A 26368-nucleotide genomic window follows, 5' to 3' on the forward strand; every position below is an offset into this window, starting at 1 on the left:
GGGTGCTAGACGTGGTTCTAGTAGTGAAAGCCGGGGGTAGGGTGATCAACACGAATATAAACAACGTTGCGAGAGACCTTGTCGAGATCTCCAAAGTAGAAGAGGTGGTATTTGTTCACGGTGGAGGGGATAGCGTCACGGAAATGTGCATGAGGTTGGGAGTAGAGCCGAGGTTCGTCGTTTCACCGGAAGGCATTAAAAGTAGGTATACCGATGAAAAAGAGCTCGAAGTCTACGTGATGGTCATCGCAGGCAAGGTAAACAAGCAGGTGGTATCAAGCATAGTACGTGCAGGTGGAAAGGCCGTAGGGGTTTCCGGGGCCGACGGCTTAATACTCCTAGCGGAGAGAAAGAAGAGGATTGTAGTAGTCGACGAGAGGGGAAGACGAAGAATCGTTGATGGAGGATACACTGGTAGAATACTAAAAGTTGATACACAACTTCTTTCGACGCTTTTATCGCTCGGCTACATAGTCGTCGTAGCACCGTTAGCTATAGATAGCGAAGGGACCTTGCTCAACATTGACGGAGACCAGGTAGCCTACTCTATTGCAACGGCGCTTAAAGCCTCCAAGATCGTTTATTTGACAGACGTTGACGGCGTTTTACTAGATGGCTCCCTGGTAGAGGAGATAAAGACTTCGCGGTACGGCGAACTCGCAAGCAGAATTGGGGCAGGCATGAACAGGAAAGCCATGTTAGCCGTTAAGGCGGTCGAGGAAGGTGTCGGAGAAGCTGTAATAGGATCGGGCCTCGGAGAGAGGCCTATAACAAGTATATTAAGTGGTTCTGGAACGCGTATTAGGGCAGGGTAGGAGGGGTAATTCATGGTACTCGATGAGCTCGACTTAAAGCTTCTTCATCTGCTCAAGGAAAACGCGAGAATGCCCTATTCAAGGCTCGCTAGAGAACTCGGGATTAGCGAATCCGCCGTGCGTAAGAGGATCTCGAAGCTGATAAAGACTGGGATTATAAAGAAAATGACAATAGAATACGATCTGCAGAACGAAGTAAAGGCTGTTGTCCTCGTGAAGACGCAACCACCAATACCCGTTCCTGAGGTTTCTAAAAGCATTAAGAGGATCATTGGGATAGACGCCGTGTACGAGGTCACCGGGGAATACGACATAGTTGCGATACTGAGAGCACCCGGCGTTGACATGATAAACAAGTTCATAGACGATATAAGGTCTATTCGCGGAGTAGTGAGCACGTATACTATGATAGTTTTAAGGACGTGGGTTTGAGGCTACTTCGTGTGGATTTCCCCGATAACATCCTTTAACACCGTAACAACATCTCTCGTGCCTTTATTGCCGCCGAGGTCTGGTGTAAGGATCCTTCTATCCTCGATCAGGATATCTATTGCCCGTTCCAGCACGAACGCCTGCCTTGAGAGCACCTCATCACTATACTTCTTGGAGAGGTATTCGAGCATCATCTTTGCGGCAGTAATTTCTCCAAGAGGGTTAGCGACGCCTCTACCGGCAATATCGGGCGCTGTACCGTGTACGGGCTCAAATACGGCCACTGTATCACCGATCTGCGCAGAACCGCAAAGCCCGAGACTGCCGACCATTCCAGCGGCCAGGTCTGAGAGGATATCTCCGTAGAGATTAGGCATTACGAGAACTTGGAGGTTTTCCGGGTTCTTGACCATTACGTACGCTGCTGCATCCACGATTAGCTCCCCGGGTGTTACGTCGCTATAACCAGACACTATACTGTAAAAAACCTCCCGGAAGAGCCCATCTGTGAGCTTTAAAATGTTCGCTTTATGGACGACCGTGACTCTACTAAACCCGCGAAGCCTGGCAATATCTATAGCGAGCCTTACCACCTTCTCCGTTGACTGTCTACTAATGATTCTTAATGCTACCGCGTAGTCCCCGTGTAGGCCTTCTATCCCTACGTAAACGTCCTCTGTGTTCTCTCTGACGATCACGAAGTTGAACTTCTTCGTAGAAATGCCTTTGAAGCTCTTGAACGGCCTCACGTTAGCGTAGAGGCCCAGCTCCCTCCTGATCAGTACGTTCACGCTCTTGAACTCCTTGTCATCCAGCGGTGTATGTAGAGGACCCTTAAGAATGGCATCAATTTCCCGAACCTTATCGAAGAAGTTGTCTTCTATGGGCTTACCGCGTTTCTTATAGTACTCATAGCCTGCTTCGAGGTCTACGAACTCTAAGTTCGGATTCAGGTACGATAGCGTTTCCAGCGCAGCCGATACTACTTCGGGCCCTATGCCATCCCCCCAAATGACGCCTATCTTGTAGCGCCTCGCCACGGTAGTGCACCATGCTTTTTCACGTACTCGATTATGCCGCCGGATACCAGTACTAATCTTACCTCAGGTGGAAACGGTTTGAACCTTTCCTCCACGTTCTTCGTGAGGTTTCTAATGTAGCCGCCTTCTAGGTCCACTTCTACCAAGTCCCCGGTATCCGTAAACCTCGGAATGACCTTAGCTACGATCACCGGCAACCCCACGTTTATCGCGTTCCTGTAGAATATGTGCGCGAAGCTTTCCGCCACGACAGCTCCTACACCGACAAGCTTCAGTAGTCTTGGAGCATGCTCCCTACTCGAGCCTTTGCCGAAATTTCTACCCGCGACTATCACGTCTCCTGGCAGTACCTTTTCGTAGAACCCGGGTATGACTTCTTCTAGCACGTGAACAGTCATTTTTCCGAGGTCGTTTATTGCTTCAAATTTGTACTTACCCGATATTATGTGGTCCGTGCTAATGTTGTCTCCGAGCTTCCAGCACCTGCCGCGCACGATCACAATTAACACCCCGGGTGTATGTGCTTTCTGGGATCAGCTATCTTACCTTCTATGGCTGTGGCCGCCGCGACCGCCGGCGAGGCTAAGTACACTTTGCTGTCCTTGTGGCCCATTCTTCCGGGGAAGTTCCTGTTAGATGTCGACACCGCGACCTCCCCCTCGGCCAGTATTCCCATGTGCGCGCCAACGCAAGGCCCGCAAGTGGGTGGGCCAATAATGCAACCAGCCCGTAATAGGATCTCCGCGTAACCTCTCCTAATAGACTCCAAGTATACCTTCCTAGAAGCCGGTATAACTATGCACCTGACTCTTACTTTCTTCCCTTTCAACATACTAGCCACTACTTTGATGTCTTCTAAGCGCCCATTGGTACAGGACCCCACGAACACCTGATCTACCTCGATGCCTTCAAGCTCTGTTACGGCTTTTACATTGTCTACGTCAGGGGGTTCAGCTACAAGCGGCTCTAGCCTGTTAACCTCAACCACGAGCTCGTCCCCAAATTCCCCTGGGTCATTCCATTCGACTTCCCGGAACACGCCGTAGCCATTACTAGCAAGCCACTCGCGCGTTACCTCGTCTACCGGCATTATGGCGGATTCCGCGCCCATCTCCGTGGACATGTTTGTAAGTGTCATTCTAGAGTCCATGCTTAAATGCTTTAAAAAGTCCCCTCGATACTCCACGACTTTTCCCAACATTCCGTCTGACTTTACTTCGCCCAGTACATATAGCGCGATGTCCTTGCTAGTTACGCCTTCAGGAGCGTGCCCCGTCAAGCGCACCAAGTGGGTTTCCGGCACTCTGAGCCACGTCTCACCATATACTAATGCTATTGCAGCGTCTGTGCTACCAACACCCGTGGCGTACACGCCGAAGGCGCCGATCGTGGGGGCGTGGCTGTCCGTCGCGATCACGATCATGCCCGGCCTCACGAGCCCCTCTTCGACGACTACTTGATGGCATATCCCCCAGCCGGCTTCGAACAGCCTCACGTTGTACTTTGCACTAAACTCTCTCATTAACTTGTGAACGCTTGCCACCGCTATGTGGGGCGCGGGGGCGGCATGGTCTATGAAGAAGTGCGCGCTATCTCTAAGTTTCAGTTGAGTAGTGGTTTCGAGCTCCCTGTCTATGGCCTCCACCACGAGGTGTGCTGTACCGTCATGCGCGTACAGAGCATCTACGTTAACTACTACGATCTCTCCTGGAAACACTGTTCTGCCGAGGGCTTTGGACACTATCTTGTCCACTAAACCCATGGCAATCGCCTTCACGCGTCGAAGTACCTCTTGACGATTTCGAGCAGTTCCTCGTCGCTTAGAGGTCTTGCCTTGACATCGCCTTTAAAAGCGCTAATCACTTCCCTGTAAACGACCTCTACTCTAGGATCGGTTTTATCAACGTCTATTCCGAGGTTTTTCTTTATCCAGGCTACCACGGCGGAACGCCCGGAGTAAGGGGTTACTTCCATAGAGTATGGTATACCGAGCACCTCTAACGGGTCGAATGGTAAGTAGACTCTAGGGTTCTTCAGCAACCCATCAACGTGTATACCCGCCTTTGTCCTGAAGGCGTTTCTACCCACTAGGGGATAGTGCTCCGGTACGGAGAATCCAAGTTTACCAAACAATTCAGGCATCCGCGATATGGCTTTCAAATTTATACTGCCCTCTCCACGGATCCCAGCGTAGTGAATTGCCATGACTTCCAGCGGACAGTTGCCGGCCCTTTCACCTATACCGAGAAGTGTGCAGTTAGATCCGGCAGCGCCGTGGAGCCATGCAGCTAAGTGATTCGCAACTACAAGGCCGAAATCGTTGTGTCCGTGGAATTCCAGTTGCTCCGGCCTTAAGCCTGTCTCACTAATTATGGTTTCTACTAGTGCCGGTATGCCTCTAGGTAACGGGATCTCGGGAAACGGTAAACCTAGGCCAAGGGTGTCAGGGAGCTTTATGATCAGGGGTGTCGCGTACCTTTCGCTGAGCCGTAAGAGGCTCTTAATGAACGGGATCACCACGCCACGTACATTAGCACGAGTTACGTCTTCGAGAGAGGCCCTTACCGCGATCCCCCTGCTTAGTAGAAGCTCAGCGACTTCGAGGTATTTGCTCACGACTCTCGACCTGGTGGAGTTGAACTTATACTTCACGTGGTAATCCGATATAGACATCAACACAACTGTTTCATCTAGACCGGTGTCCAGTAACAACTGTACGTCCTCGCGAGTAGCCCTTATCCACCCTATAACCTTGGGGTACCTGTATCCGTATTCTCTAAGGCTCTTCACAGCCGTTTTATCTTTCTCAGTATATAGAAACAGCTCTGTGCTGTATATTGCGCCGTCTTTGCCAATATCTGCGAGCAGCTCGTAAATCAGCTCACACTCCTTAACCGTGAAGGGCCTACTACCTTGTTGCCCGTCTCGAAGAGTCGTGTCCGTTAAGTAGATCTTTTCCAGGTTACCCGCTATCTTGGTGTCTGCCGCTAAGACCCGCGGCACACCCCTATACGGGTACACGTCCTCGTAGAATGCCTCGCCGTCTTCAATTTCAACTACCGGGTTAGGCATTAAACCTCCCGCTTAACTGGTTGTGTATCTTCCTCAAGGGGGTACAAGAGTAATATACTGCTCCATTCGATCAGGGTACTGGTTCATGGAACCACCACGTAACGAAGTCCACCACAACTAGCTACTACGAGCTATGTTTCCACACCGGCTGGTGGTTGCGCGACCATTGCGGTCTACGGCAAACGAGGACAATACTTAAACCCGGAGATCGCCTTCTGCCACGGAAACAAGCCCGCTTCGCCGCAAACGCTGGAACAGCTCGTACTAATAAAGAAAACTGCGAGTAGAGGGCTTAGAGGACTTCTAATATTTTTTCTAAGAAGGTGTTCATGTCGTCTGGCTTACCAACGGTTACTCTCAGGTAGTTGCCGTAGTCTACGAGGTCTTTCACGAGCTCGAGGCATAGGGTTAATATACCGTGCTCGCTGAGTTTTTCCCAAGCCTCCCTACAGGGTTTACCTAGGTCTACCAGGATGAAGTTCGCCCTGCTCTCGGGGCTCCAAAGCCCAACTTCCAGTAGCTTGCGCCTAACGTAATCCCTCGTAGATTTAACCTCCTCTACGATCTTCTCCACGTATTTTCTGTCCCTTAGAGCCCCTAATGCAGCCGCTTGGGTCATTATTGGGGTTTCAAACCCTATTCTAAGGGAGTTCAGGTGTTCCTTAACGCGCTTACCGGCTAGTAGGTAACCGAACCTTGCACCGGCTAGGCTGAAGGCCTTTGAAAGGCTTCTTAAGACGGCAACATTTTCGTGTTCCACTACCAGGTCCTTGACCGTTGATCCCGAGAACTCATAGTAAGCTTCATCCACGAACACGTACCTCGCCACCTGCGCGAGCTTAGATATATAACTAGGATCCTCTACGAGGAGATTTCCCGTGGGGTTATTAGGGTTCGCCAAGTAGACAAGCCTGTTCTCGGCCGATCTCAAGAACACCTGTTTGTCGAGCTCGAATCTTTGGGTAAGCTTCACGTACGCGTAGTTGGCGTTAAAACTTCGAAGTACTGGGTAAAGTGCATGGAATGTTGGATGAGGTAGTACCACCTCGATATTTTGTGCTTTTGCGAGCGCGACCATGAGTAGCAATATGTACGAAGACCCTGGAAAGAATTCTATGTGTTCGCGTGGTAGATTAGTGTACTTTTCGAGCTCCACTATCAGTTCTTCCCTTAACCCCTCCACATCGTAGATGTTCATGTACTCCACATATTTACGAGCGTACTCTACTGCTAACGCGGAGGGTGGATAAGGTGACTCATTCATGTGTAGACGAAGCAAAGCCCTCACCATGTATTTAAAGAGTGAAAGTGCTTGAAAACTGGTGGCCGGTGGTTGTCTTTGAGCCCGCGTGGATGCATATATCGTTTAATATGCATGCACCACACCGCGGCCTCCTAGCAGTACACACTTTCCTGGCGAAATCCAATACCCCGTAGTTAAAGCACTTCGCGAGCTCAGGATTTCCGGGTACGAGGTATTTTACAAACTCGCGGTATTCACCATCTCTGTAAGGAGGTAGTTTAGCTGGTTTAACACCGAAAACCCTAAACAGAACCCTAACCATGTTGGTGTCTAGTAGGGGAACTGGTTCATTACAGTATGCCAGTAATACCTCTGAAAGAGCGTAGTCACCTATACCGGGAAGCCTCTTCAGTACCTCTCTAGAACAAGGTATTTTCCCTCCGAGCTTCTTAACGATGTAACCTGCTAGCTCGACGAGCTGCCTGGTTCTGCTACGCAGTCCCAGGGGTCTTATGAGGAGCTCTATCTCGGCTAGGTTAGTATTCAAAAGCAACTCTGGTTGAGGATACCTCTTAATGAATTCATCGTACACCCGTAAAACCTGCCTCGTAGTAGTTCTGCGCAACATAACGGCCGCTACAAGTATCGCCCATGGATCCCCGGTACTTCTCCAGGGCAATTCACGCTGACCGTGTTTCCAGTACCACTCAATGATCCTCCCCCTAAACACGTCAACCAAGCTGTTCAACGCGGACAACCAATTGATTCGTTTTCTCGTCTATGGTAATCTTGCTAACGCCAGGACAATATTAACCCCTCTCAGCTCGGTAAGCCTATTAGGCCGTACGCTGCATAACTGTTGGTTAGGGTGCATCTCAGCATAAGGTGTTCTCCGTTGGGTATTTTTAGGAGGCGGAAGTACCCCATTCTACCGAAAAAGCCTGTACCACTAGCAGTGAAAATCACCATAATGCTCGTTCTAGTTTTCCTTGCCACGTCGCTATCGCTAGTTGTCCACTACAACCAGGTAATAGCGGCAAGGGACATCACAATAGTGGAGTTGATGGTAGAGAATAGTAAGCTTCGAGATACGCTTAGAAAGCTTAACCTATCGCTAGCCGAGGTCGTCAGGGTACTGGAGCAGAGATGCTGCCTTCCAGAAGCACTTGCACACGTACTTATAAAGAACGAAGTGCTCGCTGTAGGTAAACTCGTAGTCGAGTTAAACACGGACCTTAATGACGTTTACGAAACCGTGGAAAGCATATACACGTGGATTATAAATAACGTAAAGGATATCAGTGACCCGGAAATACCGGCTCCACTACCCGACAAGACCAGGTGCGTTAGGATCGTTGAGGAAAAGTACTGTTACTACGAAGTCACGCTCGTGCAGAACTATATACAAACACCCTGGTTTACCGCGAAACACCGTCAAGGCGATTGTGAGGATCAGGCGATACTAGCGTACGCGATGATCTACTTTTACCTCGGGTATGTACGCGGAGAGAAAGTGGCAGATAAGTTGCTGTTTGCAATCATAGATCTAAATAGTGGCAGAAAGCATGCAGCAATCATCATGTTAAACAAAAATGACGTGATAATAGTTGATCCTGGGGGAAAGTACATAACAAGGAGCGGCTTGAGTAAGGTGTTTCCCAGGGGTATCTACGAGGAGCTCATTAATTACAGCAATTACTGGTTTGAAGAGGGCGGAATAGCGTACATGCACTTGTATAGAGTTGACGTCGAGAACGGCACATACCAGAAAGTCGCGGGAGGCGACATACTCGCAGTGATTTCGCAGATCAGTTCCAGCGAGTAAACCACGAACTTTAAACGCTACTCCCATTCCTAGTTTTAAATTAAAAAATTAAATAAAGAAGTTAAATTAAGTTACGATCTCTCGATGCTGCAACGGGCTAGGGTTAAGGTTCCACGTCTCGGGCACAGCCTTCCATGATACATTACGCTCAACGCGGGTTTAGGCCCCACGGATCGGCGTGCTTAGGAGAAGATACACTACATATAGTTTTATGCCTCAGAGAAGGCTTTTTCGAGGTATTCGACCACTTTTCTTCTTAAGTATTCCGGGCTACTGGGCGGTACGGCCCACTTGTGTAACGTGGAATCTTCTTTAAGCTTACCTCGTATTTTCCTAAACACTCTTCTCGTTTTTCCCGTGAACGTGCACACCCGGTTCTAAACTTCTAGTTGCACACTAGTAGTTTTCATAATAGCCCTTAATAAACACAAATAATATCAATGTCGTGTTCTAAAGTACACGTGACAGCTCGTTTTTACAAGCATCATAGTTTTCCACGGTGCAACTGTACACTACGTAATCATAATGCTTTAAGAGCCTCTCCCGCTCCTGAAGGTCCAGCTCTCGGGGCGTTAAGAGGACTAGTGCTGCTGGTATTAGTAGCTTGTATCCTTTAGCCTGCTTAATTGCCTTGGTAAGCCACGTTACAGGTGGCCCCTGCTTACACTCAATTACAGTACTCCCACGGGGAGTGGTTATTAGGAGGTCTGGTACAACCCATCCCACGCGCCTTTCCAGGCTTACATTCACGTTTAAGCCGCCGTTAGTGTAATTAATGACAACCCCCCTCCATCTAGGTTCGTTGACGCGTTCTGCGAAACCGCAGACCTCTTCAAGCTGGGTCTCTACAGGTGCAAAACCACGTTCTCCGAGGATGCTATGGAGTAGAGCGTACGCGAACCCGAGGTACTCGCTAGAGTATGTGAGCCAGGTTTCCTTAAGCCTCTTAAACAGGAAATAGTCCAGTGCTGCGCGGGCTTTTAGCACGGCGTCGTAAGCCTTTAAAGTACCCGCTGGGGCCTCGCAGAGCTTCGTAGACCAGAAGGCCCTGTATTTTACCACTTCACCTACTAACTCGTCCAGCTTCTTGTTTCCCGTTGAGGTATCCACGATGGTGCAATAATCGTCAAGGCGTTTTAGGTGGCCGTTAACGAGTTGGTAGCATTTTACATGTAGCGCTCTATGAAAGTATACGACTTCGTAGATGTAGAGTTCGCGGACCCCACTAGCATCTAGTAGGTACTCTACGTTACCGCTTTGGAGCACTACTTCGCGTATGGCGCTGTCATGTAGGCTTGAAACGTGTACTGGTTTACTTAGACCAGTGTAGTGTACGTAAACTCTGCTCACGTAGTCAGGCGAAGTGACTTCTCTGAGTGTAATGATGTTGCTGGTGCTACTCATGGTTTTTATCTCAGCTCTGAGAGTGCGTTTAGCAGGTTTTCTAAGGAGATTAAGGATGTAGGTATCCTAGTCCACGCCGTCTTCCTCGGGTCTACTAACTGGCTAATACCAACGTCTACTGCGAGGCTTGCAAGCATGTACGCGTCATGCCAGTTCAGCTTTAAACCGCGCGAGAGGGCCTCCACGGACACGTTTACAGCTTCTTCAATGGCGCCTTCAATTTTATCGTGTGAGACAAGAATGTAGAAGGAGCCGTTGTGTTGCACTACTGGCCACGCAGGTGCAAGGTTTTTAGCGACGTCGAGCTCGATCGTCACCTTGCCCGGCACTTCGCACGCTGCCACGCACACCTCACCATCACCCATCACTGCGTGGAGGTCTCCGAGGCCTAGAAGCGCTCCCGGGTGCTCTACCGGTAGGATTACCAAGGACCCTTCAGTGATGAACCTGGTATCTAGGTTACCTCCATGCCTGCCAGGAACCCCTGTAGGTGCTTTTTCACTAGTAGCAACGCCTATAACTCCAATCATCTTTCTAGCCGGCAACTTGAAGCCGAGGAACTCCACGGAGTCGCCGTACACGTAGCAAGTCCTCGTTCTCGCTTCGCGTACAAGGCGTGGCAATGCACCGGCACCTGGAGCCGTCACGACAAAGCCTCGTCCAGCCACCTCGACGGATACTACCCTAACTAGAAGCGCGTCACCCGGTTGAGCATCCTCAACGTATATAGGTCCCGTCGCCGGGTTTACTTTTGAGAAGTCCATAGAGGTGACAACGTTCTCCTCGCTCGTGATCTGGCCGCCTAACGCGTCTTTGGTGTAAACGATCAATCTATCGCCTCGTTTAACGCGTACAACAGGTTTCACGTCCGGGCTGAAAACGTAGAATACCTGAGTGTCGGGCACGATCACCGTACTCAAAACAACCACCTGCCGTTTAAGTAAAATGACTCGGCAACGCTATTAAGGTTATGCTGTTTATACCCCAACCGCGCCGGGCTTAAATAGCGTACCCCGTCGCTTAAAGCACTATCTACTTCTCGAATCTTGCCACGAAGAATCCTTCACACATGTCTAGATGCGGCATTGTCCTGTGCACGTGGTTCCAAATACTATACTTCGCGTAGCCTTTCCGCGTCTTTATTCCCGCATCCCTTACTCTCTGCTCAACGCCTCTCCTTAGCACATCCTCAACGACCTCCTCGCCTTCCTCGGGTAGGAGAGAGCACGTCGCGTAGACCACCCTATCAACCTGCCTAAGCGCATTGTGTAGGAGTCCTACTTGGACGCTTTTTGCCGCGTAAACCAGCTCCCTATTGTTCAAGAAGATCTTAATTGCTGGGTCCTTAGACACCGCACCACTACTAGTACACGGGGCATCAACGAGCGCGAGGTCCGCCCTTCTTTCTAACTTCAAGTCCCTACTATCAGCGATCGTTAACACCACCCTGCTCCTATCCACCCCGTAAAGCTTTAGCATCCTTTCCATCGCTTCAAGCCTTTTCTGCGAAATGTCAGCCGCAACTATGCGCGCCCTGTTCTCCGTTAGTTGCATTATAAGCGATGCTTTAACGCCAGGTGCGGCAGCGTAGTCATATATTAGCATCCCCGGCTCAGGCCTTAACGCCATAACGGCCAGGACGCTTGCCTTGTCCTGTAGAATAATTACGCCTTCCTTGAACAAACTAAGCGTCCTCAAAGGCTTACTGGTCTTTGAGATCCTAATTAGGAACGGTATTTCGGGATCCTGCTCGCCTTCTACGCCCTCCTTCTCTAGTGTTCTAAGTACCTTATCAACGTCTGCTTTTAAAGTGTTAACTCGAATCCAGAAGACGCGTTTATTCATCGCTTCAAGTAGCTCTTCAACTTCGTGTTTAGGAATTAAAGAGGCCAGCTCGTTATAAAACCACTCGGGGTACGATAACCTAGCCCACCCCTCCATGAATTCTGCGAGCACGCTATTGAGTGCAGGGAAGTCCCGTCTAACTGCCTTCTCGAGCCTCGAAGCATGTTTAATCCCATACTCTTCGCCGTGTAGGTGAAGGTAAAGCCTTGCCAAGAGCCTGTAGCTAGGTTTGCGCTTACCACATTTCTCGGCTATATACTTGACCCTATAGTAGTTAGAAATGAAGCTCCTTGCGAGCTGAAAGACAGTTTCACGCGGTAACTCGGGACCACTACACCTAAGTCTCCTACAAGTACTTGTAAATGCCTTACGCACGGATACGTGTTTATTCATCACTGTGTACAACGTGCTCGCTAGTACGGAGACCAGCTCGTCATAGTTCAACTTCAAGCACCTGTAAATAGCCCTTTATCCGTGTTCATCTCTCAGCTTTATTACATCATCCACAAGCACAGGGCTTGAAATAGTTGAGTCATATCCCTGTTTCGGGGCCGTGTTCACCCCGAGAACCGGCCAACCTCAACTTCAGCGTTAGTATCTTAAACGGCTCAACTTCAACTTCCACGACACCTTCTTGAACTTCGAATTCGCGTAATACGTTTAGCTCCGGTATATCCACCTCGAACGCGCTGAGAACCCTAACTACCGGGTTGATTCTTACCTTAATCCTAATCGCTTTACTACATGGATTGAATAGTCTTAACACGTAACCATCTAGGTCCTCGGCTGGTTTAAATGCGCTGAGGACTAGTCTAGGCGGCTCGATTTCGAGTAGTGACATGTCTTCGGTGCCCCTGATAATGGCGTAGAACGCCTTATGTAGAACTTCTTGTGTTATTTTAGGTACTGCTGCTTCTTCGTAATTACCGGTGTGCGGGTACAGGTAATACGTGGTTTCGAACACCCCGAGATCGCTCCAGGGGTTCGGAAACGCCGGCGACCTTATCAAACTAAGACCTAGTCTATTGCCGTGAACAGCGTATCCGTGCCTCGATGGCGCTATCACGGCTAAGCTGACACTCTCGCCTTCCAGATCAGCCCAGCGAAGAGCCGGGACCTCGTACCTAGCTTCATCCCACGTAGAATTCACTCTAGTGGGCCTTTCTAGAACGCCGTAGGGCACTTCGAAGAAGGCCCTCGTCTTCTCCGCGTTGATCGTGAACCACGTTTTAACCAGTACACCTTTCGAGCGCCATAAGAGCCTATTCCTGATCTCAACTAGCGGCGAATCCTTATAGAGGCATATTTCCTGGTCTACGGTTGATTTCTCGAAACCACGTATAACGCCAATACAAGATACCAGTGGTCCTCGAATGGTTACTCGGGGTTCGCCGAGAGCCACTAACTCTACACCTTCATGGAGAAAATCTCTGCGTATATCCCACGCGTCCCAAGTACCCGGCTTGTCTATGTGAGCTACCAACTTGTTAGATGGCTCGCTAAACACTTCCACCCCCTCGTTCTTGAGGATCGCCGATACGATGTCACCTCCCTTACCCACTTCAAGAGTGATGTGCTCGTTTTCCAGCACAATTCCGCCACTACTTTCGCGAACTAAGACGCCGGGGCCCGCCGTACACCTTGCCTTCATCAACTTTAACGCCTTAAACCCCAGCGGGATCAACTCGACGCTAACGTAGTACCTATCACCTGCATCTTGACACTCAACCGTGTTGTAGGTGACTGGTATTCCGTGTTCTTTGCCCATCTCGATTATGACTTTTCTGCGCCAAGGTAAGGTATTCAGTACGACTAGCTTAGCGTCACCGCTGGATTTACTCGCTGACCGGAGAGCACGGCCGATGACCTCCTCCGAGCTCCTAATAACGTACTCTAAATCCCTATAGGCATCGTCGTACACCTCTTTAACGGAGCTACCCGGTAGCACGTCATGAAATTGGTTGAACAGTAGTAGTTTCCATAAGGAGTTAATGAGTTCCTTGTTCGGCTTCTCTAGACCTAAAATGTCTGCGAGTGTCGATGCTATTTCAGCCTGTAGGAGGTTAACTTCTGCCCTTGCCATTAGTTCCTTTACTTTGAAATTAGTCGTGTAAGTCCCTCTGTGCGCCTCTACGTATATTTCTCCGTTCCATACGGGAAGCTTAGACCGCGCTTTTCTGAGTTCGTTAATGTACTTCTCCTCGTCGAAGTGTTCTACTCGCGGTATACCGGGCACGATCTTGTCGAGTTCTAGGAGTTCCAGCATTTCACGTGTAGGTCCTCCACCGCCATCGCTGTAACCGTAAGCATATACTATGAAGGGTGTGACTTCCTTGCTCTTATACCTTTCCCAGTACCTGTGAACAGATGCCGGCGTCGATGGTTCACCGTATGATGGCACGATAATGTGTACCTGGATCTCTGTACCGTCAATACCACGCCACCTGAACGCGTGATACGGAAACTCGTTCGTGTCGTTCCACATGACTTTATGCGTCACGAAAACCTCTATGCCGCTGAGCTTCATGATCTGAGGTAAGTTACCCGAGAAGCCGAAACTGTCTGGTAGCCACCCAACTCTCGCCAACCTGTTAAACCTCGACTTAAAGTACCTTTGACCGTGGAGAAACTGCCTCGCAATAGACTCCCCGTCGACTAGCTGGGTATCGCTTTCAACCCACATCCCGCCGACAACAATCCACCTCTTCTCCTCAACCAGTTTCCTTACTTCTTCAAATAGGTGAGGAGCCCTCTCCTCGACCCACTCATAGTACTGTGCTGAGCTCTGAAGGTATGTGAATTTATATTCTCTCATCAGGCTTACGATCGTGGAAAACGTCCTGAGGACCTTTTCCACGGTTTCAGCTCGCGGCCATAACCATGCGGCGTCAATATGGCTGTGCCCTGCGGCGAACGCCAAGCCGGGCTTACCATACCTTGCTGAGAGCTCTTGAAGGCCTGTATACAGAGCCCTTTCAAGGGCTTTTGAGGCTTCAATGGCCTTACATACGTCTTCATCCTCTATATCCGGCAAGGCACCCTTCAGCACGCCGAGGCCATATACCCCGGTTAGCCATAAGTAGTCTCCATAAGGCCTTGGCAGGTCTTCCCTTCCTTTAAAATAGGGTACCGGTGCTGTGCTGTACAGTAGAATGTTAGTTAACGCTATTTGCCTTAGGCTCGGGTTAAATCGCACTTTACTAAAAACTCCGTAGAGGAGCTCTTCGAAGTCGGCTCTGAGTTTACCAGGCATGAGGCTTTCCACGAACTCCACTAGCTTTAATGCCCTTAACGCAAAGCTAAAAGCGTTCCAGACCACTTCAACTAAGTATGCGCTCTCAAATACGAGGTTCCACTTGTGGTATCCGAAAAGGCTCCGCGGGGAGGCAGTAACCTTCACTGCGTGCTTGCCCGGTTCCAGGGGACTGTAGGTATGTGCCTCGTCCACGCCGGCGAGTGGTTTACCGTCTACTTCAAGCAATGCATTACCGCTAATTGCGAGCTTTAACAACCACACTAGGTTGCTATCCGGTACATCAACCCGCGTTTCGAATACGTGAAACACATCTCCCGTAGACTCTACTGTAAAAGGCAATTCAACTACTTTATTCAAAGTGGAGTAAACCCACCTGTTGACATGTACGTGCCTTCCAATAGAAGAGGCCAGGAGATCGAATAGTCTTCTCTTAACGTCAACCAGGTTCACGTGACTCCTCCTCCGCCTCTGGGAAGCCAAGCCTTCAGCTGTAATTGAGTTAAAGTGGGAGTTTCACACCTACACCACGTTTGATTGCTTTATCGTATATGAGCTTGGCCACTACAACGTCGTGTGAAGCTATCCCCATGAGTAACGCCATTTTTCTAGCCTTAACCCTCAAATCACCCGCTCTACCCGCTACGACGTCCCCCATGTCGAACTCAACGATGTCCGGGTACCCCTTAAAGTACTTTTCCTTGCCCTTGGTCACTAAATACTGCTCCTTGTCGTCTACCACGAAGACGTCTACTGCGCGTGCAACATCCTCCTCGAAGGCCGCATCGTAATCTACTGGTATAGCTAGAAATTCTTCCCTTAGGTCTTTAAGTGCAATAAACCTCTTAGGCCTTTCAACGATGTACGTAGCCGTTACAACTACATCGGAGTTCCGTGTCACGCACTTGTAGTCTTCACACGGCACAATCTCGGCTTCGGGGCACTGAGGCGACATCTCTTCAATGTAAGCTTTAACTTTCTGTTTAATAACGTCATGTACGTAGACCCGCCTCAGTCTTAAGACCTCCCTTATTGCGAGTAAATGTGTTCTTCCCTGAACGCCGAGGCCTACTATACCGAGAGATTCTGCTCCCGGTGACGCCATGTACTTTACCGCTACAGCTGAGGCAGCTGCTGTCCTCACCGCCGTTATCCAGGTGGCATCCATTACAGCTACTGGAAGCCCTGTTTCCGGGTCATTTAATATGAGTATCGCGTTGATGTAGGGTAGACCCCTTGCCGGGTTTCCGAGGTACCCTGAAACCCACTTCACACCAACAACGTCTACTTCGCCCACGTAGGCAGGCATAGCGTGAATGAAGGAATTAGGCCTGGGATTAACTCCAGGTTTGGGAGGCAACTGAACCTTACCCTCACCTTTGAGTTTAAATGACAGCTCGACGGCGTTGATGACTTCGTTATAGGAGATATTCAGCGATTCAACATCCCTCCTACTGAGGTAGAGAAGTTCCAATAAACCACCCGTAGTTAAAATCTAAGTAGCCTTTACTTTTATCCTTGCCGCTCAACGTTCGGCTCGAGCTCTTTACACCCGGCTTAGAGGCTGAGATCGGCTTCTCACACGTGTAGGTTTAGTTTAATAGCTAGAAACGCTAATGCTGTATGACGGTGATGAAAGCGTCCTAGGCAGACCCGTGAAGAAGGTTACGGGGCTGAACCACGCACGTGCATCGTAGCTGAAGGCTTGGCTCCCCAGAGGCGGAGGAGGAGTCAGTAGTACTTCACGGCCACGTATCCTAGGGCATCCTCATCATAGTAGAGTACTCGTAAACCGGCCTCCTCGAGCCTTCTCTTGATGCCTTTTAATATGCTTGGACCCCCGTGCCTGTGTGGTTCACCAGTGTAGTGGAAGAGCTTTCCCCTCGGCTTCATGACCCTGTACAGCTCTCTGTAAAACTCCAAACCGTATAAACTACCGGTCGATTTAGTGAAGCGTGGGGGATCGTGAATCACCCTATCGAAGTAGGCGTCGGGTAATGAGTGTACGTACTCTACTACATCTCCGAGGAAGATGCTGACGTTTGTGCTCCCAAGTTTCCGGCTCCACGGGTTTCTTTCGGCAATCCACACGACGTTCTCGTCGACTTCGAAAGTGTAAACCCATTTAGCGCCGCGCATTAGCGAGGCAATGGCCGTATAACCTAAACCCATACACGTGTCTAGGACGAAGTTGTTCCGTGTAATTCCCGCCGCGCGTACTTTCAGGAGAGCATCTTTCCACGGGTCTACGCCAGTTATTCTGTGCATGTGTATGCCATTAATTTCCAGTGTAGGCGCTTTATCAAGTGCTACCGCTTTGAGCTTGTAGAAGCTCGTAGGTGTGTAACGGGCCACCTCGTAGGCTACGTCTCGAGCAGTCTCGTAGATAACTACCCTGTCCTCTTCGCTCGGTGCAATATTGTCCAGGTCCAAGGAGACGCCGTCTACTCTAAGAGCTCTTCCTTCGATACATACCGTGCTCCTGCTCAAACCGAGATCTAGGGTTGCCTCAAAACACCCGCTTCTATTTTCTAGGCCCTTTAATAGGAAGGAGGTGATCCAGTACCCCTTGATGGGGTTGAACGCGTACCTGCGCTCTTCCAGCACCAAGAACGCTACCTCCTATAAGAGCAGTACAGTGGGATGTACCTCGTCAACTCCGCTTTCTTAGCTTCTTTCGAAAGAGACTCTCTCAACAAGGTTATGTGCTTAAATGACCCCTCAACGAAGAGCACCGTTACATATCCTCCACTTAATTTAACTGTACATAGCGATTTAACCAGGGCTCTCAGCTCTTCTCCTTTAATACCACTAAGTGCTAGTTCACCGAAGTACACAATGATCCCAGAACATGGGTGCTCGATTTCGCCGTGAAGGTCCTCGTGAAGGTACTCTTCGAGGGCTTTTGTGACGATACTCGACCTGTCCTTACCAGTCGATATCACTACTTTCTCCAATTGATTAACTACGTTTATAGGTATGCTGATACCGAACCTCTTCTTGCTCGTCACTTAAACCCCCCTCTTTACGTGCCCTATAACGAGCACGACGAAGAGCAGTATTCCAGTTAATCCTGTAGGGGCCGTGTTTAATACGTATGAGAGCGCGTAGCCAAGGGCCGTGAGAGATGTACCCAGTAAAACCGTGTTCATGTAGTGCGCCTTCACGCCAGTAGAGTAGGAAGAGGCCGTGATAGCTGGTAGTAGCAGTAGTACGTGTTCCATAACGTAGCCTGCAAGCTTCAGCAAGCCTACAGATGCCACACCTATGGCCGTGTACGCTACAAAGTCGTAAAGCCTTACCCGAATGCCTAGTAGTGAAGCCGATTCCGCGTCTATGCTCGTCTCCACGACTTCCTGGAATGTAAGGGTAACAACTATGAAGAGCCCCAATGAGATTGCCAGCGCTGTTACCGCATCCACGCGTGTTAGAAGTAGCGGATCTCCGAGTATGAGCCCTGAAAGGGAGTACCTTACGGGTGCGCTGGTCAAGGCATAATGTATGGTAATGACCGAGAGCGCGGATGTCAGCGATACGATTACCGCGGAGGCCTTTTCTTGCGAGAAGCCGCGCCTGATCATTATCGCGGTAGCGTATACCGGTAGTAGCCCGGTTATCACTGCGTAGGCCATGTAAGTTAACCCTGTATAGTACTCTAGTAACGTGCCAAGCGTCACGGCCAGCAAGCTCACGTGAACCGCTTCAGCCGCCAGGAATTCCAGCCTTCTGTAATACGTGAGTGTGCTAATGGAGCTCAGCGCGAGGCCCATGAACACGTATGCAAGGACTCTTAACGGGTCAGCGGGCAGTACGTACGTTAACGATAACAGTAGTAGCAGGGCAAGTACAAGTGTTAACGTATTCATGTCACCACCTCCTAGCCCTATTTACCAGTATTCCGGCGATGAAGCCTACGGTAAAAGATGCAACTACGGGAACGATGTAATACAGATACGCCAGCCAGCTACCTTTGTCCCCGGCCACGGGCTTCAACGTGACCGTGGTCGTTAGGTTCAACTCCTTTACCTGCATTACCACGTCTAGCAGAGAGTCGTATACACCTACACTGCTTGTCGGGCTATATACCTCTACTACTGGCACACCATACTCTTCAGCCAGCTCCACGAGAAGTCGTGACTCTGGCAACACCTTAGGCTTAGTCACGAACACTGCCACTACACCCCCACTTTTAATTAGCTCTTTAGCCTTTTCGACGTTCTCGGGCGTTACTTGAACACCTTCTTCGGGTTTCACGATCCAGGCAACTCTAAGCCCGAGCCACTCCGCACAGTACTGTACGTGAGGGCCATCAGCCACCACGCTCCCGTTGAACTGGTTTCTATAGACTAGTATTTCCCTTGCCAGCCTCTCTGCGAGGCCGTGAAATCTACCGTAATAGCATTTCTCGTTATTGGGATCGGCTTCGGCCAGAACACGGGCGAGGGCGCTCATGAATACTAGGTAGTTCACCGGGTCCCTTACGGGTAGGTGGTAGTTCGGTTGTTTCGTGACGGGGTTAACAAGTAACTTGACTTCCGGGGTCGAGGATAGGTCTACGAGCTTGGCACTAAGTTCACCTTGCTTTACCAGGTTGCGTATTTCAAGCTCAAAATGCGTATGACCCGTTGATACGATGACATCTGCTCTCCTCAATACCTCAATATCACTGGGCTTCAGCTGGTAGTCGTGAGGATCTATGCTGGGGGGGACCAATGCATACACCACCCCATTACACAGAAGCAGTTCTACATCTGGCTTCAAGTGGCTGAACGTTACCACGATTACCGGTTGAAGCCCGTTGTCTCGGGCGTGAACGGGCTTGCACGCGGTCTGCGCAACCATTATTAATAATAGTAGCATTATAATCAATGACCTCACAGAACGCACCCCTGTGCACAGTATATATAGGCCTCTTTATATAGTCGTGCACAGGGCTAGGACTTGAAGATAGTGCTGGATTCTTTGACGGTTAAGCGAGGCGGTAAAGTAGTACTAAGTAATCTAAGCGCCGTGATGGAGGGGCCTGGACTCTACCAAGTCATGGGACCAAACGGTTCGGGGAAGACAACGCTATTACTAACAATACTCGGTAGTATCAGGCCTGTTTCAGGTAAAGCCTACATCGAAGCACCAGTACCTAAAAGCGGTGGCCGTGCCATTGCGTACATGCCCCAGTCATATAGCATTCCACGCGACGCACCTATAACGGTGTACGAGTTTGTAGAGGGCCCATTAAAACTCGAGAGGCCGTGGCCGCGGGTTTTGAAAGGGGTTTCTGGGAGGTTAGTTGAGGAGGCATTAGAGCTCGTGAGGGTGCAAAGATCTCTTTGGAGGGAGAAGCTGTCCAATCTTTCTAGCGGAATACTACAGCGCGTTTTCTTGGCGAGAATACTTGTAACTAGTGCTCAGATACTTCTCCTTGATGAGCCCTTTTCGAACATAGATCCCGAAGGAAAAGTCGAAATGGCCGAACTCGTAGGTAGGCTATCTCGTGAAAAGCTAGTAATAGTGACAAGCCATGACCCCATACTCCTGTTAGAGTACACCAAGAAGATATTGTTATTGGGCCACGGATATTACGCTTATGGAGGTGTAGGCGAGATCTTGAGGTATGAGGTTCTGAGTAAATTCTATAAGAAGTGCGCCATGGAATTAGAAAAACACGTACACGTCGCGGACTGGCACTAAGCTCTCATAGCAGCTTATACAAGCCGGCATTACTGCCTCATTCCCCCAGCTCATCGCGGTTAACCGCTATACCTGGAAGCTCTGCCTCTTAAGGCGGAGAATGAATAAGAGTGCGATTAAAACGCGCAGTTATTAATAACCTTTACTATATTATCAATACTGGTGGTTGAGTGTCGATAACCGTTGAGCCTCGGCTCGCCAAGCTATTTATCGTCGAGGAAAACGAAGATGTTGTTCCATTTATTATTCGCATCAGGGGGATCAAGGCGGCTAGAACAAGGTCCGTATATCTAGTTGCCGTTGATAATAGCTGGTCTATGGATGGCGCAAAGATATTTTACGCCAAGCAGGCAGTTCTACAAATGCTCAAGCACCTCAACCCCGAAGACTACATAAACGTGTATAAATTCAACCGCAACGTCACTAGAGTAATATTCATGGAGAACATTAATAACGCTGAAAGAATAGCCGAGGCCGTTACCGATATAAAGCTTGGCGGAGGCACGGACATATACAGGGTTCTAGAGCATATGTTGAACGACTGCGTGAGAATTCCCGTAGAACTTAAGAGAAACGAGAAAGTACAGCAACTGGAAAGCTTCAAGATGATCTTGATAACGGACGGCAACCCCACCGTAGGTGTGAAAGATGAGAGTAGAATCGTAAACATGGCGGAGAGGCTCGGAAAACACATATCGCTATCCCTCGTTATAGGTGTGGGTGATGACTACAACGAGAAGCTCCTCATGGAGGTGGCCGCTAAGACGAACGGCTTCTTCGAGCATTTAAGCGACCCCACCAACATGCCTCAAATAGTTGAGAGAATGGTATCTAGGTATAAAGAGCTTAGTGCTGGGAATACGAAGTTATTCGTACGTACAGCGCCCGGAATAGGGATCTACGTGTACAACCGGCCTACTTTCAATATCGCGGGAGGCGTTGAAATTGACGTGGGCGACGTGTACGGGGGTGATGTCATAGACGTTATCGGAGAATTCATAGTTCCCCCTCAAAAGAGGGGAAAGGTGTACCTTGCTTCCATTTCCGCTAGTTACGTAACCAGCGAGGGTAAATCATCAATGACGGAGACGGTGTCCCTATCAATACCCTGTCTACACAGTATATCCCCAGATTTACTCGAAGTAGACGAGACTACATACAAAGCAGTCAACGCGATGAGAATGGCTTCCGCGCTCGCTAAAGACCTATACGGTGACCTGTCCGCTGAGAAGCTGGAAAAAGCTGTTGAAGAACTATTGAATACCACTATTTCAATCGATCGAAGAGACCTGTATGCCAGGACAATAGACTTAAAGTCTCAACTCGAAAGGGAGGGTTTATCGCCGGAAGTGGTTAAAAAACTCGTAGCATTAATATCGAAGATCCTCAGCGGAAGATACGGTTAGGGTGGAAAAATGAGCAAGAAAAATGCTGGAAGGGCAAACAAGCAGGCTAAACGAATCGAGGAGTCTCCCACCACGAATATGCAAATACTGGTCCTCATAGTGAGAAGCATGTCGGGGCCAACACAGCAGGTCGTAAAGTTCAAGCCCGGAGACTACACTGTAGGTAGAGATCCCACCTGCGACGTCGTCATCCTAGACCCTTATGTTTCTAGAAAGCACATGAGGATATTCAATAGAGAGGGTACGTGGTTTGTTGAAGACCTGGGTAGCAGAAATGGGACTTTCGTGAACGGCGAGAACATTCAAGGTAGAGGCCCCGTGGAGCTCAGAGCGGGTATGGAAATTGTTTTAGGGTTTTCTGTACTCGTAGTCAAGGGTTTTGAACAGGGCTAATTTAGACGTATTAGCCTTGCTTAAAAGCATACAATGCGGAATAGTAGAATACAGGTACAGCGCTACACTACTTATAACTCATTGGTGCTATCTATGTTTTTATACGTGTGCAGAGGTATAGACAAGGCTAGCGTGTACATCTCGGATCCCCTTGTTCTTTCGTCACTACTACTAGTTAAAAACAGGAAATTTCTTCTAAGCATTTCTGGCAGGTATAAAGAGATAGTGGGACACATTATGAACGCGATCAAAGCTACTTCGAAAGACTGCCTAATACACCTTAGGTTCAGCGTCGCCGATAACATTTACCGGGTCTTTGCCTTGGGAAACGTAGCGGTTGCGGCCATACGAGAGAGCGGGGTGGGAGAGGTGGTTAAATATGGCGCTGAAGCACTCGAAGAGCTTTCATCCTCATTGAGTACAGACATGGCGGTATGGGTTTTTCTCGAAGAAATACCCATAGCGGGGCTTGATCCTGGCCTCGTGAGCGTCGTCAGCGCCTGCGCCGAAGAGGTGGATAAACCTCACATAGCTCTGTGGAAGAGGAAAGGATTGTACTGGTTCACTATTGAGGAATTAATAAGCGATAAAGGCAACTACACCTACGTTTTCAGGGCCCGAGATGCCCGGGGTAACGTGTACGCGCTGAAAGTGCTCAAAGAAGATACCATCACTACTAAAAGCTACGTGGACGCGTTCAAGGGGTGTCTACACGGGCTGATGATCAGCACCTTGAGTGAAAGGGAGTTCTACGAGTTCGTGGAGCTTAAGGGATACGATCGAGATGCCCTAAGAGATCTCTACGTTTACAGGAATTACGTTGTACCGGTCAGGGCCACACTTATTCCGAGAAACGCTCTAGATACCGACACCTACTTAGCGTACCCACCGGTAATCGTTGAGGATCTGGCATCTCTGGGAGACTTAGAGACCTTCATCCAAAGAAACGGCGCCAGAGGCCTAGAAGAAGCACTATACATAGCCACGAGGATCTCGGGGGCTCTGGCCTTAGCCCACCTCGTGAACATAGCGCACCTCGACGTAAAACCAAGAAACATCCTACTGTACCGGGATGAACATGCGGCGTACAAGTATGTGCCAAAGCTCGGCGACTTTAGTGGTGCTTTGGGAGACCCTGCTCGCGGATATAAGCTGACGAAATTGACGCCCGCCTACGCGGACCCAGTGGCACTCGCAAAGGGAGTTGCGGACTTTAAGTACGACGTATATAGCGTAGCCATGGTGGTTGCATTCATGCTAGCTAGTAGTATACCCAAGCACAGACTCATTCTAAATCTCATACTACTTCGTGTAGTTCACGAGTATCCGATACCCATGGAGGACATAAAAGACGATGAAAAGTCATTAAAGGAGTTCGAGGTAAAGGCGCTAGACGCCGCTACGCAGTTAAAAAACAGAGCATTATCCCTTCAGGATTTCATATACGTCGTTGAGCGGGATCTAGAACGCTTGGATGACGACTACATGCCATGGTTAAATGACATACCCAGACCTATAGCCAAAGTACTCAGAAAGGCGCTGGTACTGAAAAGCGAAGAAAGGTATGGAAGCTGCGTAGAGATGTGGTTAGACCTCAGAAAAGCACTAATTGAGGAGAAACTGGAAAGCTTACTACCGAGATAACTTGACCCGGGATCTCGCTACAAATCGTACCTGTCCAATCCCGGCTACAGAGACGTAGGGAACGACCAATCTAAGTCCTTCAAGTATTAAAGCTAGCTAATCAATAGACTGCGCGTGGAGAGCATAATGGGACATCAGTTAGAACTCGCAGCTATAGTGTGAGGCCCGTGGCTAGGCTACTTGAAGGTGAACCCTACCTATACCGCGGTGTATTGTACTTGGCTAAGGGGTATCAGCACCCAGTAGGGCTCGTGATAGCTTACCCTAAGTACACCGCCATTAAGCGGAGCAAGCTAGGTGACCATGAGAAGCTAGTATACTCAAGCACCGTTTACTGGGACTGTATTAAGCAAGGTGTAACAACCGTGCCTCTAGATGCTGCATACACATGCGTCAACTACGCGGTTTCACCTAGGGTACTCTACATTAAGAGCCTACTAGGGCCCCTCCTCGAAGCAGAGTTGCACTTAACGGGCTCAGCGATGATCTCGGAAAGCTTTAACGACGTTGACTTCGTAGTATATGGTGCGAGCGATGTCGTCGTAGAAAAGCTTAGAGCTATATTTGACCGGGGCATCCTAGATAGGCCCGTATCGCTGTTAATTGAAGAGTACTCTAAAAAGCACCGTGGCAGGCTGAGATTGGAAGAGTACTTATACCTGAAGAAAAACACCATTTTACATTGTTCTTTCAAAGGGATACACATCAACTTCAAGCTAGTAGAACTGAGTAGGGGGTATGAAGGCTGTATAGAGCCCGTGGAGGACTACTCCTACTACTCCGGTCCCGTGGAAGTCGTTAATGCCCTGAACCCCCATAGAATACCCGCTAGGTATAAGGCATTTGCAGGGAGCCAGGAAGTCGTCATAGAGTCCCTGAGGGAACTATACGCTGAACTCCCAGCTGGAAGGTACTACGCCATAGACTCGAGGATTGAGAAAAGAAAAAGCGGCTTGTACCTGGTACCTGATCATGGGGTTCTCAGGCCGTTTGTTTAGTCGCAAACAGTCTTCTACCCGACCACCTCATCGACAGATACTCCTCCACGTTAAAACCACAAGCCTTAATTATTTCTTCATGTAAGTTTCTGTAAAGGCTGTATGAGAGCGCGAGCTCGTACTTATGCATGGCCGGACACACAATGCAACCTATTCTGCTGAGCCCTTTATCGTATAGTGGGTTAAGCTCTACTTCACGGGAATGTAAGTAGAGTTGTACCAACAACCTGGGCCATGACTTAATGGGTAAGGCCCTGTAAACACGAGGTAGTGCTGGGTTCTCGGCTATTCTGCGTGTTCTAGCTCTTAACGCGCTCTCGTAATCCCTAGCCCCGTCTAGATATAGCCTCACGCCCCGGTTTTCATACAGCTTCTTTAAAGGATACAGCTTTAAGAGCAGTGTACACCACCTATTTTCAACGCTCATCAGCCCGCGTTTCCTTATCTCCTCCAAGAACGCTGTTTTGGGCTCTAGGACGAGTAGTTCAACGCCGAGCTTCGACGAGATTTTCTTAACGTATTCTTGGGTCTCAGGGTATTCTAGGCCCGTATCACTGTAAGCTGCTACTACTTTCTCGGCCCCTAGCTCCTCTACGGCTAGTAGAAGAACGGCGGTTGAATCCGCTCCGCCACTAAAAGACACGTGTATTTTACCCGGTGCAACGTACTTCTCATAGATCCTTCTTATAAAGCCCTTAGCCTCTTCAGCCGCTTCTTCTATTGTAGCCTTATTTAACTCCACGAGGTCACCCGGTGAAGGCTCTGCGAGGAGCTTAAAGCCGCGGACTACCAGGTCCTTCACTTTTACAACGCACCTGTCTGCGTCGAGCACCTTGCCGACCCCTGCGTACTTCTCCGTGGAAATCAACACGTATTCTCGCCCTCTACACCCTCTTCCGAGCTCAACGCGCTTGTTCTTCAGCCAGTGCTCATCCCGCTTACCAGCAATATCGGTAGCCTCGGCTCCGAGCCCTATGAGGATGCTGGCTAGAGCCCCCGAGGGTATTATGTGCCATTTGTTATCGGTCCCGTAGTATAGGATTCCGAGCCTGCTCGCCTCGCCGAAGACTTCTACAGCGTATTCTACTTTACTTTCCCACGCGGGGACCCTATGGAAGACTATGTGCCTCTTATCAAGTTCCACTTTTACGCCTGACAAACCATGAATAGTACTGCTAAGTACCTCCTTTTCATACCTGCCAGCAAGCCAAACATCGCTTCTAACCTTCCACCCCTTACCACTGCTTCTCAGTATCACTGGGACATTCTGCTTAGTGAGCCAGATCAGTGAGTGCATTAGACCACTCTAA

24 protein-coding genes are annotated in these 26368 nt (G+C 49.4%); 8 read left to right on the forward strand and 16 right to left on the reverse strand.

Annotated elements, in window-relative coordinates; all coding sequences use genetic code 11:
* Positions 1-11 precede the first annotated feature (11 nt).
* Both QXU03_03460 and lysM read left to right on the forward strand, forming a co-directional pair.
* Positions 12-815 (forward strand): [LysW]-aminoadipate/[LysW]-glutamate kinase, encoded by an 804-nt coding sequence (locus tag QXU03_03460; GenBank protein ID MEM2170797.1) that lies wholly within the window; start codon positions 12-14, stop codon positions 813-815.
* A 12-nt stretch (positions 816-827) separates the two neighbouring features.
* Complete coding sequence (lysM, locus tag QXU03_03465) at positions 828-1247, forward strand: HTH-type transcriptional regulator LysM (GenBank protein ID MEM2170798.1); 420 nt, start codon at positions 828-830, stop codon at positions 1245-1247.
* A 2-nt stretch (positions 1248-1249) separates the two neighbouring features.
* Here lysM and QXU03_03470 read toward each other — a convergent pair whose 3' ends face one another.
* The 6 genes from QXU03_03470 to QXU03_03495 form a co-directional block, all read right to left on the reverse strand.
* Positions 1250-2287, reverse strand: a complete 1038-nt coding sequence (locus QXU03_03470; protein ID MEM2170799.1) for an isocitrate/isopropylmalate dehydrogenase family protein — start codon at positions 2285-2287, stop codon at positions 1250-1252.
* Positions 2266-2787, reverse strand: a complete 522-nt coding sequence (locus QXU03_03475) for a 3-isopropylmalate dehydratase (GenBank protein ID MEM2170800.1) — start codon at positions 2785-2787, stop codon at positions 2266-2268. Before QXU03_03475 ends, QXU03_03470 begins: the two co-directional genes overlap by 22 nt.
* 2 nt (positions 2788-2789) lie before the next feature.
* Positions 2790-4049, reverse strand: coding sequence for a 3-isopropylmalate dehydratase large subunit (locus tag QXU03_03480; protein ID MEM2170801.1), 1260 nt, complete (start codon positions 4047-4049; stop codon positions 2790-2792).
* 11 nt (positions 4050-4060) lie between these two features.
* On the reverse strand, positions 4061-5359 hold the full coding sequence (locus tag QXU03_03485; protein ID MEM2170802.1) for a 2-isopropylmalate synthase: 1299 nt from the start codon (positions 5357-5359) through the stop codon (positions 4061-4063).
* Positions 5360-5651: 292 nt separating this feature from the next.
* Positions 5652-6623 carry a histidinol-phosphate transaminase gene (locus QXU03_03490; protein ID MEM2170803.1) on the reverse strand — a complete coding sequence of 324 codons (972 nt, stop codon included), beginning with the start codon at positions 6621-6623 and terminating at the stop codon, positions 5652-5654.
* 31 nt (positions 6624-6654) lie between these two features.
* Positions 6655-7350: an A/G-specific adenine glycosylase gene (locus tag QXU03_03495; GenBank protein ID MEM2170804.1), complete on the reverse strand. Its 696-nt coding sequence runs from the start codon at positions 7348-7350 to the stop codon at positions 6655-6657.
* A 147-nt stretch (positions 7351-7497) separates the two neighbouring features.
* Here QXU03_03495 and QXU03_03500 point away from each other — a divergent pair, with 147 nt between their 5' ends.
* On the forward strand, positions 7498-8427 hold the full coding sequence (locus QXU03_03500; protein ID MEM2170805.1) for a hypothetical protein: 930 nt from the start codon (positions 7498-7500) through the stop codon (positions 8425-8427).
* Positions 8428-8877: 450 nt separating this feature from the next.
* On the opposite strand, the gene QXU03_03505 is transcribed toward QXU03_03500, so the two are convergent.
* The 9 genes from QXU03_03505 to QXU03_03545 form a co-directional block, all read right to left on the reverse strand.
* A complete protein-coding gene (locus tag QXU03_03505; GenBank protein MEM2170806.1) occupies positions 8878-9831 on the reverse strand; it encodes a hypothetical protein in 954 nt (317 codons plus the stop codon).
* A gap of 5 nt (positions 9832-9836) precedes the next feature.
* Positions 9837-10760, reverse strand: coding sequence for an acetamidase/formamidase family protein (locus tag QXU03_03510; protein ID MEM2170807.1), 924 nt, complete (start codon positions 10758-10760; stop codon positions 9837-9839).
* A 103-nt stretch (positions 10761-10863) separates the two neighbouring features.
* On the reverse strand, positions 10864-12126 hold the full coding sequence (locus QXU03_03515) for an RsmB/NOP family class I SAM-dependent RNA methyltransferase (protein MEM2170808.1): 1263 nt from the start codon (positions 12124-12126) through the stop codon (positions 10864-10866).
* Between the two features lie 82 nt (positions 12127-12208).
* Positions 12209-15382 (reverse strand): glycoside hydrolase family 38 C-terminal domain-containing protein, encoded by a 3174-nt coding sequence (locus QXU03_03520; protein ID MEM2170809.1) that lies wholly within the window; start codon positions 15380-15382, stop codon positions 12209-12211.
* Positions 15383-15431: 49 nt separating this feature from the next.
* Positions 15432-16403 (reverse strand): ornithine cyclodeaminase family protein, encoded by a 972-nt coding sequence (locus QXU03_03525; protein ID MEM2170810.1) that lies wholly within the window; start codon positions 16401-16403, stop codon positions 15432-15434.
* A gap of 257 nt (positions 16404-16660) precedes the next feature.
* Positions 16661-17536, reverse strand: a complete 876-nt coding sequence (locus QXU03_03530) for an RsmD family RNA methyltransferase (protein ID MEM2170811.1) — start codon at positions 17534-17536, stop codon at positions 16661-16663.
* 8 nt (positions 17537-17544) lie between these two features.
* The gene (locus tag QXU03_03535; protein ID MEM2170812.1) at positions 17545-17940 is read right to left on the reverse strand and encodes a CopG family transcriptional regulator; all 396 of its coding nucleotides are present in this window, start codon (positions 17938-17940) and stop codon (positions 17545-17547) included.
* Positions 17941-18795: a metal ABC transporter permease gene (locus QXU03_03540; protein ID MEM2170813.1), complete on the reverse strand. Its 855-nt coding sequence runs from the start codon at positions 18793-18795 to the stop codon at positions 17941-17943. It lies immediately after the preceding gene.
* Position 18796: 1 nt separating this feature from the next.
* Complete coding sequence (locus QXU03_03545) at positions 18797-19807, reverse strand: zinc ABC transporter substrate-binding protein (GenBank protein ID MEM2170814.1); 1011 nt, start codon at positions 19805-19807, stop codon at positions 18797-18799.
* A gap of 72 nt (positions 19808-19879) precedes the next feature.
* Between QXU03_03545 and QXU03_03550 the strand changes: the two genes are divergently transcribed.
* From QXU03_03550 to QXU03_03570, 5 genes are all read left to right on the forward strand, one after another.
* Complete coding sequence (locus tag QXU03_03550) at positions 19880-20617, forward strand: ATP-binding cassette domain-containing protein (protein ID MEM2170815.1); 738 nt, start codon at positions 19880-19882, stop codon at positions 20615-20617.
* A gap of 170 nt (positions 20618-20787) precedes the next feature.
* Positions 20788-22023, forward strand: coding sequence for a VWA domain-containing protein (locus tag QXU03_03555; protein MEM2170816.1), 1236 nt, complete (start codon positions 20788-20790; stop codon positions 22021-22023).
* Positions 22024-22032: 9 nt separating this feature from the next.
* Entirely contained in the window at positions 22033-22416 is a 384-nt protein-coding gene (locus tag QXU03_03560; GenBank protein ID MEM2170817.1) for an FHA domain-containing protein, read from the forward strand.
* Between the two features lie 93 nt (positions 22417-22509).
* On the forward strand, positions 22510-24060 hold the full coding sequence (locus QXU03_03565) for a protein kinase (GenBank protein MEM2170818.1): 1551 nt from the start codon (positions 22510-22512) through the stop codon (positions 24058-24060).
* Between the two features lie 167 nt (positions 24061-24227).
* The gene (locus QXU03_03570; protein ID MEM2170819.1) at positions 24228-25058 is read left to right on the forward strand and encodes a hypothetical protein; all 831 of its coding nucleotides are present in this window, start codon (positions 24228-24230) and stop codon (positions 25056-25058) included.
* On the opposite strand, the gene QXU03_03575 is transcribed toward QXU03_03570, so the two are convergent.
* Complete coding sequence (locus tag QXU03_03575; GenBank protein ID MEM2170820.1) at positions 25042-26355, reverse strand: phosphoadenosine phosphosulfate reductase family protein; 1314 nt, start codon at positions 26353-26355, stop codon at positions 25042-25044. The genes QXU03_03570 and QXU03_03575 overlap by 17 nt on opposite strands.
* Positions 26356-26368 lie beyond the last annotated feature (13 nt).

The sequence above is a fragment of the Desulfurococcaceae archaeon genome (genome assembly GCA_038845865.1).
Classification (GTDB): Archaea; Thermoproteota; Thermoprotei_A; order Sulfolobales; family Desulfurococcaceae; genus UBA285.

Bases quoted from the DNA above. Each gene is read 5' to 3' on its own strand.
- lysM (MEM2170798.1), top strand. From the start codon at position 828: ATGGTACTCGATGAGCTCGACTTAAAGCTTCTTCATCTGCTCAAGGAA.
- QXU03_03480 (MEM2170801.1), bottom strand. From the start codon at position 4,049: ATGGGTTTAGTGGACAAGATAGTGTCCAAAGCCCTCGGCAGAACAGTG.
- QXU03_03485 (MEM2170802.1), bottom strand. From the start codon at position 5,359: ATGCCTAACCCGGTAGTTGAAATTGAAGACGGCGAGGCATTCTACGAG.
- QXU03_03490 (MEM2170803.1), bottom strand. From the start codon at position 6,623: ATGAATGAGTCACCTTATCCACCCTCCGCGTTAGCAGTAGAGTACGCT.
- QXU03_03505 (MEM2170806.1), bottom strand. From the start codon at position 9,831: ATGAGTAGCACCAGCAACATCATTACACTCAGAGAAGTCACTTCGCCT.
- QXU03_03540 (MEM2170813.1), bottom strand. From the start codon at position 18,795: ATGAATACGTTAACACTTGTACTTGCCCTGCTACTACTGTTATCGTTA.
- QXU03_03560 (MEM2170817.1), top strand. From the start codon at position 22,033: ATGAGCAAGAAAAATGCTGGAAGGGCAAACAAGCAGGCTAAACGAATC.
- QXU03_03565 (MEM2170818.1), top strand. From the start codon at position 22,510: ATGTTTTTATACGTGTGCAGAGGTATAGACAAGGCTAGCGTGTACATC.
- QXU03_03575 (MEM2170820.1), bottom strand. From the start codon at position 26,355: ATGCACTCACTGATCTGGCTCACTAAGCAGAATGTCCCAGTGATACTG.